The organism is Paraburkholderia sp. BGA-UO-ETr-F21 (genome assembly GCF_059567925.1).
This window is the reverse complement of sequence record NZ_JCAQOY010000035.1, coordinates 1-15,054: the sequence shown is the minus strand read 5'-3', so window position 1 is coordinate 15,054 and position 15,054 is coordinate 1. Positions and strand designations below refer to the sequence as shown.

Genomic DNA, 15,054 nt, shown 5'->3' with positions numbered 1-15,054 from the left:
CGTTCATCTCACCCGACATCCCACTGCGGCAGGCACGAAATGAAACAGGACACATCCCCGATTTTTCCGGAAGACGAGACCGTAGATGCCTCCGCCAGCGCCGCGGCGGCGTCTCGCAGCACCTGGGTCAGCGTCGCGGTGAATCTCGCCCTGAGCATCGGGCAGGTGATCACGGGCATCCTGTCCCGCTCGCAGGGATTGATCGCCGACGGAATTCATTCGCTGTCGGATCTGATCGCTGATTTCGTCGTGTTGCTGGCCAGTCACCACAGCAGGAAGCCAGTCGACGCGAACCATCCATACGGTCATCAACGTTTCGAGACTGGCGCATCGCTTGCGCTCGCGTTGATTCTGCTGCTGGTCGGCGGTGGGATGCTCTGGTCCGCGGTCCTGAAACTCGAACATCCCGAGACGATCCAGTCCGTGCATCTCGCCGCGCTCTGGGTCTCACTTGCCGCTCTAGTCGCGAAGGAAGGCCTGTTTCGCTACATGCTTGCGGCTGCAACGCGCGTGAAATCGAGCATGCTGGTCGCCAATGCATGGCATGCGCGCTCGGACGCGGCTTCTTCTCTCGTTGTCGCACTGGGCATTGTCGGCAACCTTGCCGGCTATCCGTTGCTGGATCCGGTCGCCGCGCTGATCGTCGGCGGCATGGTGGTGAAGATGGGCGGGTCCTTCGGCTGGGATGCATTGCACGACCTGATGGACAGGGCGGCCGATGCCGCGGAGGTGCAGGCCATAACCGAAACGCTGCGCGCGACGCCGGGCATACTCGGCGTACATGATCTGCGCACGCGCAAGATGGGGGACATGATCCTCGTTGATGTGCATCTGGAGATCGATGCCGATTTGTCGGTCGAGCAGGGGCACGACATCGCTGTCGCGGCGCGTGCTTGCGTGATGGCGCGCCACCGCGTGCTCAACGTGATGACCCATGTCGATCCGCGGCGCCTGGGCGTCCCCGTGACCATGACTTCGACGCATCGAGGCGACACGGCGATATAGCGGCGAGCGACGTGGAGCGTCGATTTCAAGTCTCGACTTCGCTCATTTCCCATTCCTTATTTTTCAAGCTCCGCGCGAATTGACTGCAATTCCTTTCTACGTTCGGCGTTCGCCTTTGGATAGGTCATTTCGAGTTCCTCAAGCGTCTCAAGTACGACTCTCGACACGATCAGCCTCGCGTTCTCCTTGTCGTCAGCTGGCACGATGTACCAGGGAGCCCGCTGGGTGCTCGTTGCATTGAAGCATTCCTCATAGGCCTTCATATACTGTTTCCAGTACTTCCGCTCCTCGACATCCGCAACACTGAATTTCCAGTTTTTCTCAGGGTCGTCGATACGCTGCAGAAAGCGTTTGCGCTGCTCTTCCTTGGAGATGTGAAGGTAAAACTTGACGATTCGCGTGCCATTTCCGCAGAGGTGCAACTCCAGATCCTGGATTGAACGATAGCGGTCATGCCACACGGTCTTCTCATCAAGCAGTGCATCTGGAAGGCCCTCGTTATGGAGAATCTCGGGATGGACGCGTGCGATCAACACTTCCTCGTAGTACGACCGGTTGAAGATGCCGATTCGACCGCGCTCCGGCAGATCGCGAGTGGTGCGCCACAGAAAGTCATGCTGCAATTCAGTGGGGCTGGGATGTTTGAAGCTGAATACCTGACAACCCTGCGGGTTTACGCCAGACATGACATGCTTGATGGCGCCGTCCTTACCGGCCGCGTCCATCGCCTGGAAGATCAGCAAAATCGCATACCGATTGCTCGCATAAAGCAACTGCTGTAAAGCACTCAGGCGGCCGACGTGATCACCAAGCAATTGCTGATAGTGTTCTCGTGACTTGTACACGGGATCCACTTTTGTCGGCCATTTTTCGAGCTTGACCCTTCCACCTTCCGGGACACGAAACTCTCGCGAGTTGATCTCCATGTTGATCCTCGTAACCGCTCAATTCCATTGAAATTGTAGCCAGGGGACGCTGGCGTCATTACGGCAGTCGTGGCCGCGAGACAGGGGATAGAAGGCGCGATAGCTTATCTATCTGGTGGGCATCCGGGGGCCTGCCGGCAGCCTGATCACGTAGATGCGGCCCGGCAGATCCCCTGCAACCTCGCTTTCAGAGTAGGTGAAGTAGACAAGTGAGTGCCGCTCGGTGTCCAGCACGCGGATGATATGGAGCGAGTCGAAACTTGGGTCTGTTTCGGTCGTGAATACCTGCGCTTGCCTGGGAACAGCTTCGGCAACCCGGATGTTGCCTGTCTGATGGCAGGATGCCGTCAGATCAGCCCCATGACTGATCCGTCCACTTCCCAGCGCACCATCGGAATGCGACTCTGACACATAGCATGTCACGCCTTTCACGAGAGGATCGTCGTAAGCCGAAATGGCGATGTGAGAACCATATCGCTGGCTATGTGTTTCAATCGTCGCCAGCTCTTTGGCTATCACTGCAGTGGTAGACGAAAATATCAGTAGTGCGCCCAGGATGCTTGCCCGCCCTGAAACCAGCTTGATCATCATCCACCTCCGGGTATGCGGTAGTCAGATCGCCGATCGCGCAACGTCGCAGCGATGGATAGCTGATTCAGGCTATTTCACCGGGAATTCAGCTACTTGACGCAGGTCAACGCCTGCGCGTTCACCTGGCGGCATTCTGAAAGTGGGTACCTGGTACGGATGGGGCGCTTGTCGGCACCGGACTGAACATTTTTTGTCCAGTCTCAGTTCATGTTTCATCCCAAGGAGAATGCGTCATGGCAAAGAGCGCAATCAGCGTCGCGATACAGAATCCCGCTCCCGCATAAAATGTTGCGCTTGCTCCCAACCTGTCCCAGAGCTCACCGGCCACGAGGCTTGCCACAAGAGTCGCCAATCCACCAGTGAGATTGAAGAAACCAAACGCTGTCCCTTTCAGATCGGGCGGCGCAGCTTTCGCAACCATGGTCGCCAGCAAACCTTGCGTGAGGCCCAGATGCAAGCCCCACAGAGCGACGCCGGTTAGCACGACTGGCCAGTGACTTCCGTGCGCAAGCACGACATCCGACAGAATCAGTACGACGAGACCAATGGCCAGTAGTCGGGTGTGGCTCATGGAGTCGGCTAGCTTGCCAAAGGGGTAAGCTGACGCTGAATACACCAGGTTCATAACTACCATGACGAGTGGTACTAGCGCCACGGGTATACCCCCTTGCATCGCGCGCAGGACGAGAAATGCTTCGCTAAACCGAGCAATCGCGAAAACCGCGCCGACAAATACCACCCACCAGTACGACCCGCTCAGCTTCTTCAGGTTTTCGAGTTTCAACGGATTGGCGCGCGTCGCGCTTGACCGATGCGTAGGTTCCCTAACGCCAATCACAAGCAATCCGACTGCGACGATGCCGGGAATGACCGCCACCCAGAACACCATGCGGAAGTCGTTTGCCCAAAGCACCATCAAGCCGGCGGCGAGCAACGGACCCAAAAACGCGCCGACAGTGTCCAGCGACTGGCGAAGGCCATACGCGGCGCCGCGCAGATGCGGGGGAGTGATATCGGCCACGAGCGCATCGCGCGGCGCGCCTCGCACGCCTTTGCCGATTCGGTCTGCCACCCGCGCGGTCAGGACAATTCCCGCCGTCGGTGCTAGTGCAAATAGTGGCTTACTCAGCGCGCCCATGCCGTAACCAATGACAGCGAGCCATTTCCGGTTGCCAAGGTAGTCGCTTAGCGCGCCGGAAAAGATTTTCACGATGGGCGAGGTCGCTTCGGCGACGCCTTCAATGAGGCCAACCATCACGGCGCTTGCCCCTAGACTCGTCACCAGGAACATCGGAAGGAGGCTGTGGATCATCTCCGACGAGACGTCCATGAACATGCTGACGAAGCCGAGCAACCAGATACCTTTGGGAATCTGACTGAGTGTGCGGGGGCGAGGCTTGATGTCTCTTTGCATTTTTCTCGATTCTGGAATTCCCGGTTTCGACGTCGATACGGTTGCACGTCACCTTATCGACGAAGTTGTGGGAACAATTAATTGGTCCACAGCTGTGCGGCGCCGAACTTGCGTGCAACGTACTTTTTGCCAGAAGACTTCGCGCCGTTCGTGTCTGCGAACCCTCTGGGACCCTATTTACGCCAATACCGTGCAGGCGATCCGCTATACGGTTGCCGTTCATATCGCGATGATAGCCGCAACCATGATTCCCGGTCTTGACCAGGTTCTCTCGCAAACGGACACTCGGCCGCGTATCCAGGCGTCCCTTCAGTGTCGAAAGTGCCCATTCGTCGACGCCGGCTGCAGACGTTTGCAACCGCTGTCAGCGAATAGAAGAGGAAGAAAGCAGGCAGCGCCATCCGTAACAGCATCATTTAATGTCGGTCAGTCGGACAACGCCGCTAACTCCACCACGCTTCACCAATCGGAGAACCCGGTATCGACTTGCCCCCTCCCAGCCCCCCTCTCGCAAGGCCCCTCAAAATTTTTGACCGCTGTTGACAAATAAAAATATGGCGTTTTAGACTCAAGTCACTCCCTCGAGGCCCGACAAAGATGTCCGCCCGAGGACCCGGCACAGAAGCCCCCTGACGAACGCGCCGTTCGTCAGGGGGCTTTTTTTGTGCCCGTTTTTTTCCTTGTTCCAGCGCTCACGTCTGGCGCCCCTCTCTGGAGAACCCGCATGTTGCTGAAGCTGTCGGGCTGGATGCGTCTCGCCCTTACCGCAGGACTCGCACTGACTTCGCTCGCTTCGAGCGCCGCTGATCCCGTGAAGATCGGCTTGCTCGAAGACGCCTCGGGGAATTTCGCACTGGCCACGATTCCCAAGATTCACGCCACGGAACTCGCCGTCGACGAGATCAACGCGAAGGGCGGCATTCTTGGCCGCCCGGTGAAGCTGATCGCTTACGACACACAGTCGGACAACACCAAGTTTCAGGAATTGGCCCGGCGGCTCGTGCAGACCGACAAGCCGGATGTAATTTTCGGCGCGTTCTCCAGCGCATCGCGCGAGGCGATCCGCCCGATCATGGACCGCGCGCATCAGCTCTACTGGTACGACAATCAGTACGAAGGCGGCGTCTGCGATTCGAACACCTTCGTTACCGGCGCGGTGCCCGAGCAACAATTTTCGACGCTCATTCCGTGGATGATGCAGAAGTACGGCAAGAAGGTATACACCATCGCGGCCGACTACAACTTCGGGCAGATTTCGGCGGAGTGGGTTCGCAACATCGTCAAGGAAAACGGCGGCACGATGGTCGGCGAGGAGTTCATTCCGCTTTCGGTATCGCAGTTCGGCCAGACCATTCAGAACATCCAGAAGGCGAAGCCCGACTTCGTCGTCACACTGCTGGTCGGCGCGAATCAGTCTTCGTACTACGAGCAGCAGGCGTCGGCGCATCTGAATCTGCCGATGGCGAGTTCGGTGAACGTCGGTCAGGCCTATGAGCACAAGCGCTTCAAACCGCCTGCGCTGAAGGACATGTACGTGACGGCGAACTACGTCGAAGAGGTCGATTCGCCCGCCAGCAACGACTTCAAGAAGCGCTTCCACGCGAAGTTTCCGAATGAGCCGTACATCAACCAGGAAGCAGCAAACGCCTACGACGCCCTCTACCTCTACAAAGCCGCGGTCGAAAAGGCGAAGTCGACGAATCAGGACGCGGTACGCAAAGCGCTCGAAAGCGGCGACATTTGCACGACCGGCGCGCAAGGCAAGGTCTGCATCGATCCGAAGAGCCATCACGCGAGTCACACGATTTATCTGGTGCACGTGAAGGAGGACCACTCGGTTGAGATTCCGAAGGTCTGGGAAGACGTGCAGCCCTACTGGCTCGGCAAGGTCGGCTGCGACCTGCCGAACCGGCCGGACCATCGTCAATACACGCCGTCGAACCTGCCCAAGAAGTCCTGATCCGAAGCCGGCGCGCGGGAAAAGCAGCATGCTCGTGCGCACCGGCCTCCTGAACGTGGAGCACGTATGGCCACTTTGTCGGTTCTCTATTCGCTCATCTATCAGTTCGGCGACAACTTCGCCTATCTGGTGCTCGCGGCGCTCGGACTCGCGGTAATTTTCGGCATGATGGGGGTCATCAATCTCGCGCATGGCGAGTTCATCATGTGCGGCGCGTACGTGACCATCATCACGGCGAAGCACGGTGCGCCGCTGCCGCTCGCGATGCTGTCCGGCGCGCTTGCGGCGGCGCTCGCGGGCGTCATCATCGAACGGCTGGTGATTCGCCATCTCTATGACCGTCTGTTCGACTCCGTCGTGGCAACATGGGCAATCAGCCTGATCGTGCAGCAGACCATGCTGCTCGTCGCGGGTCCGTCGATCGAAGGGATCGGCACGCCGTTCGGCTCGTTTTCGCTTGGCGAGTATTCGTTCTCGACGTATCGTGCCGTGCTGCCCGGTATCGCGCTCGCCATCCTGTTCGCCCTCTACCTGCTGTTCTTCAAAACCAATTACGGCGTCTGCGCGCGCGCCACGATCCAGAACGCGAATATCGCGCAATGCCTCGGTCTGCGCACCGACCGGCTCTATACGCTGACCTTCGCGCTGGGCGCGGGCCTCGCGGGCCTCACCGGCGCGCTCTACGCGCCGACCATGACGGCGGTGCCGACCATGGGCAGCAATTTCATCGTGCAGGCCTTCGTGTCGGTAGTGGTTGGTGGTGCCAACGTGATCGCGGGCACGACACCGGCGGCCGGCGTGCTCGCGATCATCCAGACCGCGCTGACGGCGTCCTACGGGCAGCTGTTCGGACAAATCGGTCTGCTGGTGACCGTTATCGTCGTGATCCGGCTGATGCCGCAAGGGCTCGGCAATCTCTTCACCCGCTTGCGCTAGGAGGCAGACGTGACGCAAATGAAAGGGCCTTCGACCAGCGCCGCAACGCGCGCGTTGCATACGGTGCCGTGGCTCGTGGCGCTATGTCTGCCGCTCGTGGTCGATGCGAACACCAGCGGCAATCTCGCCTACTGTCTGCTGTGGGCGTTCAGCGCGCTCGGGCTCGCCGCGATGTGGGGCTACGGCGGCATCCTGTCGTTCGGGCAGACCGCGTTCTTCGGGTTGTCGGGCTACACCTACGGTATCTTCACGCTCAACTATGGCGACACGTGGTTCGAGTCGTGGCTCGGGCTCGGCGCGGGCATCGTGGTGAGCATCGTCGTCGCTGCGTTGATCGGCTACATGATTTTCTATGGGCGCATCAAGGGCGTGTTCATCGGCATCGTCACGTTGTCGGTGACGCTCGTGCTCGAAACCTTCATGTCGCAGACAGCAGGGCCGCAATGGGCGATCGGCGAGGCGCGGCTGAACGGCTACAACGGCATGGGCGGCATGCCGCAATTGACCATTCCGTGGCCGGGCGGCCCGCTCACGCTGGAGAACGTGAGCTTCTACTACCTCGTGCTGCTTCTGCTGATCGCGGTCTACGCGATCATGCGCAGGCTGCTCGACGGCACCTTCGGTTTGACCCTCATCGCTATCCGGGAGAATCCGCAGCGCGCGGAGATGCTCGGCGTCGATATCCGCCGTCATCAACTGATGGTGTTCGTGCTCGGTTGCGCGCTGGGCGGATTGTCGGGTGCGTTGTACACGATCTGGGGTTCCTACATCACGCCGTCGACAATGGGCCTCACCGCTGCCGCGATGCCGGTGATCTGGGTCGCAACGTCGGGAAGAAAGAGCATTGGAGGAACGATCATCGGCACCGCCTTGCTCGTGTGGCTCTCGCAGAATCTCGCGGTATATGGCAGCCAGTACGCGCTGATCCTGCTCGGTGCGATTCTGCTGATCGTCGTGCTGGCCGCGCCGGAAGGTCTGCTGCCGTTCGTCGCGCGGCATCTGCGGCGTCTGTCGAGCCGCACGAGCGGCGCTTCGCGCCACGCCGGCGCATGTCTGAAGCGAGAGGAGGGCAAATCATGACCACGCTGCTCGAAACGCGCGGGCTCAAGAAGCATTTCGGCGGCGCGCATGTGATCAACGGCATCGACTTCCGTATCGAGGCGAACGAGATTCGCTGCGTGATCGGGCCGAACGGCGCGGGCAAGAGCACGTTCTTCAAGCTCATCACGGGTGAGCATCGTCCGTCCGAAGGCAGCGTGATGTTTCTCGGCAAGGACATGAGCCATGTGCTTCCGCACGAGCGCATCCGTATGGGCATGAGTATCAAGTTCCAGATTCCCGGCGTGTTTCCCGATCTGAGCGTGCGTCAGCATTTGCAACTGTCGCTGCATCGCGCGAAGGACGACCGGCCCGAGAGTCTCGACGAACTGCTGCGGCGCTTCATGCTGGAGAACGAAGAGCACATGCTCGCGCGCAACCTGTCGCACGGCAAGAAGCAATGGCTCGAAATCGCGATGGCCGTGTCGTTGCGGCCGAAGCTGCTGTTTCTCGATGAACCGGTGGCGGGCATGTCGGTGGAAGAGACGCATGCAACCGGCGAACTCATCAAGCGGCTGTCGGCGGATGGCCTCACGATGATGGTGGTCGAGCACGACATGACGTTTGTCAAGCAGATCGCCTCGCGCGTCACGGTGCTGCACGGCGGCAGTCTGCTCGCCGATGGGCCACTCGACGAGATCCTCGCGCGCGACGACGTCGCGGAAGTCTATCTGGGGAAGAAGAAATGAGCGCGTTGCTGGAGGTGTCGAACGTTGAAGCGGGATATGGCGGCGGACGTGTGCTCAACGGCGTGTCGTTCGGCGTCGGGCGAGGCGAGGTGCTGGCCCTCATCGGGCGCAACGGGGTCGGCAAGACGACGTTGATGCGCGCGCTGATTGGTCTTGTCAGGCTCGATGCCGGCGAAATCAGACTCGAAGGCAATGCGATCGGCCACGACAAGCCGTATGCCCGGGCGCAGAGCGGTATGGGCTATGTGCCGCAAGGGCGCGAGATCTTCGGCGCGCTGACCGTTGCCGAGAATCTGCAGGTCGGCGCGCAGGCGAATCGGGCGCGCGCCGCGGGCATGAAAGAGAAAGTCGTCGGCTATTTTCCGATTTTGAAGAAACGCTATACGCAGAAGGCGGGAACCATGAGCGGGGGCGAACAGCAGCAGCTGGCGATTGCCCGCGCCCTGATCAGCGCGCCGAAGGTGCTGTTGCTCGACGAGCCGTCCGAAGGCATTCAACCTTCCATCGTCGATCTGATCGGCGACACGCTGCAGCATATCGCGCACGACACGGGTATCGGCGTGGTGCTGGTCGAACAGGATATGGGCATGGTCGAGCGTATCGCGAATCGCTGCTGTGTGATGGACAAGGGCCGTATCGTCGAGACATTGAGCCCCGAACAACTCGGCGACGAACAATTGATTCGCCAGTATCTGGCACTGTGACGGAGAGCGGAACATGAAATGGCTTGAAGAATCGATCATGATGAAGCGCGGTGTCGGCGCCGATCGCGAGCCGGTGGAGCATCATCTCACCGAGGAGATGCAAAAGACCTATCACTACACGATCGGCCCTTATTCGCAGCCTGTTCTGCACGTCAAGCCGGGCGATCGCGTGGTGGTGGAAACGCGCGACGCCTTCGAAGGCAAGATCAGGGAAGAGACCGACAAGCCCTCGCAGGTGCTACAGGTGCCTTTTCTCAATCCGCAGAATGGGCCGATCATGATTGAAGGCGCGGAGAAGGGCGACGTGGTCGCGGTATACATCGAGAAGATGGCGCCGCGCGGCGACGATCCGCACGGCTTCTGCTGCATGATCCCGAACTTCGGCGGGCTGACCGGCACGGATTACACGGCGTTGCTCAACGAGCCGTTGCCGGAAATCGTACGCAAGATAAAGATCGACGAAGAGAACGTGTACTGGAGCAAACGCAATACGCTGCCGTACAAACCGCATATCGGCACGCTGAGTCTTTCTCCCGAAATCGATTCGATCAATTCGCTCACGCCCGACAATCACGGTGGCAATATGGACGTGCCTGACATGGGACCGGGCAGCATCACCTATCTGCCGGTGCGCTCTCCGGGCGGGCGGCTATTCATCGGCGACGCGCACGCCTGTCAGGGCGACGGCGAAGTGTGCGGCACGGCCGTCGAGTATCAGAGCACAACTACCGTGCGGGTCGATCTCATCAAGAAGTGGCAGATCGACTGGCCGCGTCTGGAAAACGAGGACGCGCTGATGAGCATCGGCAGCGCGCGGCCGCTGGAGGACGCGACGCGCATCGCCTATCGTGAACTCGTGCTGTGGATGGCGGCGGAGTATGGCTTTGACAAGTGGGATGCGTACATGATGCTGAGCCAGGTCGGCAAGGTACGTCTCGGTAATTTTGTCGACCCAAAATATACGGTCGGCGCGATGGTCGCCAAGCACTACCTGAAGTAACGCATCAACCGGAAGAATCGAAGTAAGACGACCAAAGCGCGGAGCCTATGCGCCGCGCGCATCCGAGAGCACGTCAAGAAATGGCATTATCCGATCCCATCCGTGTGGGCCTGCTTAGCTCGACGACCGGCTCGACCGCGTTGCTCGAACAGTCTCAATGGCGCGGCGCGTGCCTCGCCGTCGAGGAGATCAACGCGCGCGGCGGCATAGGCGGACGCGAACTCGTCGCGCTTCACTACGATCCCGGCTCCGATCCGGCCGCGTTTCGGGAACTGGCGGAGCGGCTTATCGTGAAGGACGGCGTCAATACCATTTTCGGCGGCTATACGTCGACCAGCCGCAAGGCGATGCTGCCCGTCGTCGAGAAGCACAACCGGCTGCTGATCTACGCGCAGATGTACGAAGGTTTCGAGTATTCGGACAACATTATCTACAGCGGCGCGTCGCCGAACCAGAACGGTGTGCAACTCGCCGACTTCATGACGGAGACGTTCGGCGCGCGCGTGTACTTTGTCGGTTCGAGCTATGTCTATCCGTACGAATGCAACCGGACGATGCAGGAATTGCTGCTGCAGCATCCCGAAGGCGCGATCCTCGGCGAGCGCTATCTGTCGCTCGATGCCACGCGCGACCAGTTCGACCAGGTGGTCGCGGATATCGGGCGGAAGTCGCCGGACTGGATCTTCTGCACGGTGATCGGAGAGACAGTGCCTTATCTGTACGAGGCCTATGCGCGCGCGGACCTCGATCCGGCCAGCATGCCGATCGGCAGCCTCAACACCTCCGAGACCGAGATTCACGCAATGGAACGCGGCATCGCGACAGGGCATTTCACGGCTGCGCCTTATTTTCAGAGCATCGATACGCCGGAGAATCATCGCGCCGTGCGACATCATCAGGCGCGCTTCGGCGCGCACACGCCGACCGACATGAACTGGGAAGCCGCCTACTATCAGATGCATATGTTCGCGGAAGCGTTCGCGCGTGCCGGCTCGGATGAGCTCGGCACCATCATGCCGCATCTGCTCGGCTCGGAGTTCACCGCGCCGCAAGGCCGGGTGCGCATCGATCCGGTCAATCATCACATGGCCCTTTATCCGCGCATTGGCCGCGTCAATGCCGATGGCCAGTTCACTATCCTGCGCGAATCGAAGTTCGCCGTCGGCCCGGATCCCTACATGACGCGTCAGACGCTCGGGGACTGGGTCACGAAATTGAGCACGCGGGACTACTGACGTGAGCGCGCGCCCGGACAGAGGCCAACGCAGCCTCACGAGTTCGATCCTCGAGCGCAATGCGCGCGTGGTCGTTTTTCATCCCGACGACGACGACGGGGTGACGCTCACGAACCACCTTCGGCGCATGGGCTTTCAGGTCGAGCGATGCTGGCCGCCCGTGGACACGCTGCCGGAGCGCGTCGACCTCGTGTTCCGTGCATTGCGGCCTGACGAGCGCGCGCCGAAGGGCGAATGGTCGGGGCCGGATGCGCCGCCCGTGATCTGTGTGGTGGCCTACGAGAATCCGACCTTCATCGATCAGGCGATCAAGCTCGGCGCGGATGGCATCGTAACGACACCGGTGCGCGCTTCGGGATTGCTGTCCACGGTGGTGATGGCGCTATATCACGCAAAGCGTTCGCGCCAGCACGCGCAGCGTATCGCCAAGTTGGAACAGAAGCTGCTCGACAGCCGGCATTTGCAGGAAGCGAAAAAAATTCTGATGACCATGCATCGCGTGAGCGAACGCGAAGCGTACGACATGCTGCGCGCGCAGGCGATGGAGAAGCGCATAACTATCGACGACATCTGTCACTCCGTCATTCAGGCAGGCGAAGTGCTGCAGATTTCTCGCGGCATGTCGTCAGACGAGGGGCGCGATAAAGAGTGAGCGCGCTGTCGCTCGATCGATTAACGGACACGCAAACACCTGCACAGGAGCTTCGAACATGGATCTGCAACTGAAGGGTTTGAAGGCGATCGTGACCGGTGGCACCAAGGGCATAGGGCTCGCCATTGCACGCACGCTCGCAGCAGAAGGTGCCGAGGTCGCCATTTGCGCACGCGATCAGGCTGCCGTCGAGGCGACCGTTAGCGCGCTCGCCGAACTGAGCGGCGCGCGCGCATCGGGCGCGGCAGTCGATGTATCGGATGGTGCCGCGCTGAAAGCGTGGGTCGAGCGTATCGGCTCGGAGTGGGGCGGCCTCGACATCGTCGTGGCGAATGTGAGCGCGCTCGCAATCGGCAACGACATTGAATCGTGGCGCAAGGAATTCGAAACCGATCTGCTCGGCACCGTCAATCTCGTCGATGCGGCGATGCCGTATCTCGAAGCGAGCCGGGCCGCGTCGATCGTCGCGATATCGAGCGTCTCGGGACGCGAGATCGATTTCGCCGCGGGTCCTTATGGTGTGTTCAAGGCCGCGCTCGTTCATTACATGCAGGGGCTCGCGAACCAGCTCGCGTCGAAGGGCATTCGCGCGAACACGGTTTCGCCCGGGAATGTGTATTTCGAGGGCGGCGTGTGGGACTGGATCGAGCATAACGACGCGGCGCTATTCGAACGCGCACTCGCATTGAATCCGACTGGGCGCATGGGGCGCCCGCAGGAAATCGCTAACGCGGTGGCGTTCATCGCGAGTCCGGCGGCGAGCTTTGTGAGCGGGACGAACTTCGTCGTCGATGGAGCACTCACGCGCGGCGTGCAGCTCTGACACACGGTCAAATCAACAGGAGCATGGAATGGAACGAGGCAGTGCGATGGATATCGATCTGGACGCCCTGACGGTCGAGGCCGTGCAGGCGGGTTTCAAGGCGGGCACATTCACGGCCGAGCAGCTGGCGCGCGCCTGTTTCGACAGAATCGAGCGCGACAACGGCAAGTACAACGCAGTGATTTTCCTGAATCCGGCGGCTATCGACGACGCGCGCCGGATCGACGAACGGCGCGCTGCCGGCGAACCGCTGGGTCCGCTTGCCGGCGTGCCGGTCGTCATCAAGGATCCTATGGACATGGTCGGCTTTCCGACTACCGCGGGATGGGCGAAGTTGTACAGCAAGAGAGGCGGCGTCGACCTGATGCCCGAGCGTGATGCGCCGGTCGTCGCACGGATGCGCCGCGCGGGTGCGATTCTGCTCGGCAAAACGAACGTGCCGATCCTGAGCCACACCGGCTCGCATGCGAACGATAGCTGGGCGGGCCCCACGATCAATGTCGTGATGCCCGATCGGGTGCCGGGCGGCAGCAGTGCGGGCACGGCATCGGCGGTGGCGTCGTGCATGGCCGTACTCGGCCTGGCGGAAGAGACCGGCGGATCGATTCAGAACCCCGCGTCGGCGCAGAACCTCGTCGGAATCAAACCGACTATCGGGCTGGTGCCGAATGCAGGCGTGGTGCCGCTGTCGGGTAATCGCGATGTGGTGGGGCCCATTGCACGAAACGTGCGGGACGCCGCGCTGTGCCTCGACGTGCTCGCGGGCTATTCGAGCGAAGACCCGAAAACACTCGCGAGCGTCGGCCGGCAACCGGAAGGCGGTTATACCGCGGCGCTGGACCCGAAAGCGCTGGACGGCAAGCGCATCGGCCTGTATGGCGCGGGCTGGCGCAATCAGCCTTTGTCCGATGAAGCTGCCGCGCTGTATGAGCGGGTCAAGGACGAACTGGTCGGTCTGGGTGCGATTCTTGTCGACGATCCGTTCGCGGGCTCGGGGTTCGCTGAACTGAGGAAGCCGACTCCGCCGCTGGCGCATTTCGATGCGCGCGGTCTGGAGTCGATTCCGTACGATCTGGAAAGGTATCTTCAGCGGCTCGGCAAGCATGCGTCGCTCAAGACCTTCGCGGAATTCGCTGCGGCGACGAAAGATGACGATGCTTTTGGGGCGCAAGGGATACTGCGGTATCTGCATAGTCTCGCGGATTTCACGGCCGCGCTGGCTGATCCATCGGTGCCGCCGGAGATGCCTGAGTTCGTCGAAGTGAAGGCCCGTTATCTGCGGATTTTCAATGCGGTGATGGATGCGCAACAGCTCGATGCACTGGTGTTTCCGCAGATGCGAGGTGAACTGCCTCCGCTTCACGGTCAGGATGTCATTCAGGAGACGACGGTAGGCGAGATCAATATTGCGGGCTTGCCGGGGATTGCGGTGCCTGCGGGGTTTTATGCGTCGGGTGCGCCATTTGGGTTGATTTTTGTGGGGCGGCAATGGGATGAGGGGGCTTTGTTAGGGTTTGCGTATGCTTATATGGCCCTCACTGCGCGCTCGGATCGGCAACGCGACGAGCGTTGATCACGATGACGTCACGCGCCAGGGTCATTCGCATCTCACCCACGGCGAATCTGCGGGTCGATCCGATCTCCTGACCGGCCCCGGTTAACCGGCGGCTGCGACGGCTTCAGGTCGCGAGCTCGCATGGAATCGTCCACTTTCACGAGCCCTCGTTGATGCGGCGAGGGCGATTTGCTGACGACGGGCTTCACGGGATATCGCGCTGATGTGGTGGTAGAACGGCGCAGCTTTCTTGCAGGTGACTGGCTCGCCGGACGAAACCCATATGGCCGATCGAATGCCGGGCTGAAGTGAACAGTCAACGGGTAATTAGTAATTTTACATAAGATAAATTATCACCAATTTTTGTGTAGAGGCTAAGTTGTAATGTCCGCTTTTAGCCAAGTTCAAATGTCCGCTTCGAGGCGGCATAAGCTTACCCTGCGTCGATCCTCCGGCGCCGGAGGCT

14 protein-coding genes are annotated in these 15,054 nt (G+C 60.4%); 11 read left to right on the top strand and 3 right to left on the bottom strand.

Annotated elements, in window-relative coordinates:
- Positions 1 to 39 precede the first annotated feature (39 nt).
- A complete protein-coding gene (locus tag AC57B1_RS20450; RefSeq protein WP_496418544.1) occupies positions 40 to 1,005 on the top strand; it encodes a cation diffusion facilitator family transporter in 966 nt (321 codons plus the stop codon).
- Between the two features lie 56 nt (positions 1,006 to 1,061).
- On the opposite strand, the gene AC57B1_RS20445 is transcribed toward AC57B1_RS20450, so the two are convergent.
- The 3 genes from AC57B1_RS20445 to AC57B1_RS20435 form a co-directional block, all read right to left on the bottom strand.
- Complete coding sequence (locus AC57B1_RS20445) at positions 1,062 to 1,931, bottom strand: ADP-polyphosphate phosphotransferase (protein WP_496418464.1); 870 nt, start codon at positions 1,929 to 1,931, stop codon at positions 1,062 to 1,064.
- Positions 1,932 to 2,039: 108 nt separating this feature from the next.
- On the bottom strand, positions 2,040 to 2,519 hold the full coding sequence (locus tag AC57B1_RS20440) for a CreA family protein (protein ID WP_496418543.1): 480 nt from the start codon (positions 2,517 to 2,519) through the stop codon (positions 2,040 to 2,042).
- A 208-nt stretch (positions 2,520 to 2,727) separates the two neighbouring features.
- On the bottom strand, positions 2,728 to 3,936 hold the full coding sequence (locus AC57B1_RS20435) for an MFS transporter (RefSeq protein WP_496418463.1): 1,209 nt from the start codon (positions 3,934 to 3,936) through the stop codon (positions 2,728 to 2,730).
- Between the two features lie 724 nt (positions 3,937 to 4,660).
- Between AC57B1_RS20435 and AC57B1_RS20430 the strand changes: the two genes are divergently transcribed.
- From AC57B1_RS20430 to AC57B1_RS20385, 10 genes are all read left to right on the top strand, one after another.
- Positions 4,661 to 5,896 carry an urea ABC transporter substrate-binding protein gene (locus AC57B1_RS20430; protein WP_091801246.1) on the top strand — a complete coding sequence of 412 codons (1,236 nt, stop codon included), beginning with the start codon at positions 4,661 to 4,663 and terminating at the stop codon, positions 5,894 to 5,896.
- 66 nt (positions 5,897 to 5,962) lie between these two features.
- Positions 5,963 to 6,832: an ABC transporter permease subunit gene (locus AC57B1_RS20425; protein WP_496418462.1), complete on the top strand. Its 870-nt coding sequence runs from the start codon at positions 5,963 to 5,965 to the stop codon at positions 6,830 to 6,832.
- 18 nt (positions 6,833 to 6,850) lie between these two features.
- Entirely contained in the window at positions 6,851 to 7,912 is a 1,062-nt protein-coding gene (locus AC57B1_RS20420) for an ABC transporter permease subunit (protein WP_408346429.1), read from the top strand.
- Positions 7,909 to 8,619: an ATP-binding cassette domain-containing protein gene (locus tag AC57B1_RS20415; protein WP_408187736.1), complete on the top strand. Its 711-nt coding sequence runs from the start codon at positions 7,909 to 7,911 to the stop codon at positions 8,617 to 8,619. Before AC57B1_RS20420 ends, AC57B1_RS20415 begins: the two co-directional genes overlap by 4 nt.
- Entirely contained in the window at positions 8,616 to 9,323 is a 708-nt protein-coding gene (locus AC57B1_RS20410; RefSeq protein ID WP_091801237.1) for an ABC transporter ATP-binding protein, read from the top strand. The genes AC57B1_RS20415 and AC57B1_RS20410 overlap by 4 nt, the downstream gene beginning before the upstream one ends.
- Before the next feature lie 13 nt (positions 9,324 to 9,336).
- Positions 9,337 to 10,323, top strand: a complete 987-nt coding sequence (locus tag AC57B1_RS20405; protein WP_007176236.1) for an acetamidase/formamidase family protein — start codon at positions 9,337 to 9,339, stop codon at positions 10,321 to 10,323.
- Positions 10,324 to 10,403: 80 nt separating this feature from the next.
- Positions 10,404 to 11,558: a transporter substrate-binding domain-containing protein gene (locus AC57B1_RS20400; protein ID WP_091808686.1), complete on the top strand. Its 1,155-nt coding sequence runs from the start codon at positions 10,404 to 10,406 to the stop codon at positions 11,556 to 11,558.
- 1 nt (position 11,559) lies between these two features.
- The gene (locus AC57B1_RS20395) at positions 11,560 to 12,210 is read left to right on the top strand and encodes an ANTAR domain-containing response regulator (RefSeq protein WP_496418461.1); all 651 of its coding nucleotides are present in this window, start codon (positions 11,560 to 11,562) and stop codon (positions 12,208 to 12,210) included.
- A 58-nt stretch (positions 12,211 to 12,268) separates the two neighbouring features.
- Positions 12,269 to 13,033, top strand: coding sequence for an SDR family NAD(P)-dependent oxidoreductase (locus AC57B1_RS20390; protein ID WP_408345715.1), 765 nt, complete (start codon positions 12,269 to 12,271; stop codon positions 13,031 to 13,033).
- Between the two features lie 28 nt (positions 13,034 to 13,061).
- Entirely contained in the window at positions 13,062 to 14,606 is a 1,545-nt protein-coding gene (locus tag AC57B1_RS20385) for an amidase (RefSeq protein ID WP_496418460.1), read from the top strand.
- Positions 14,607 to 15,054: the final 448 nt, after the last annotated feature.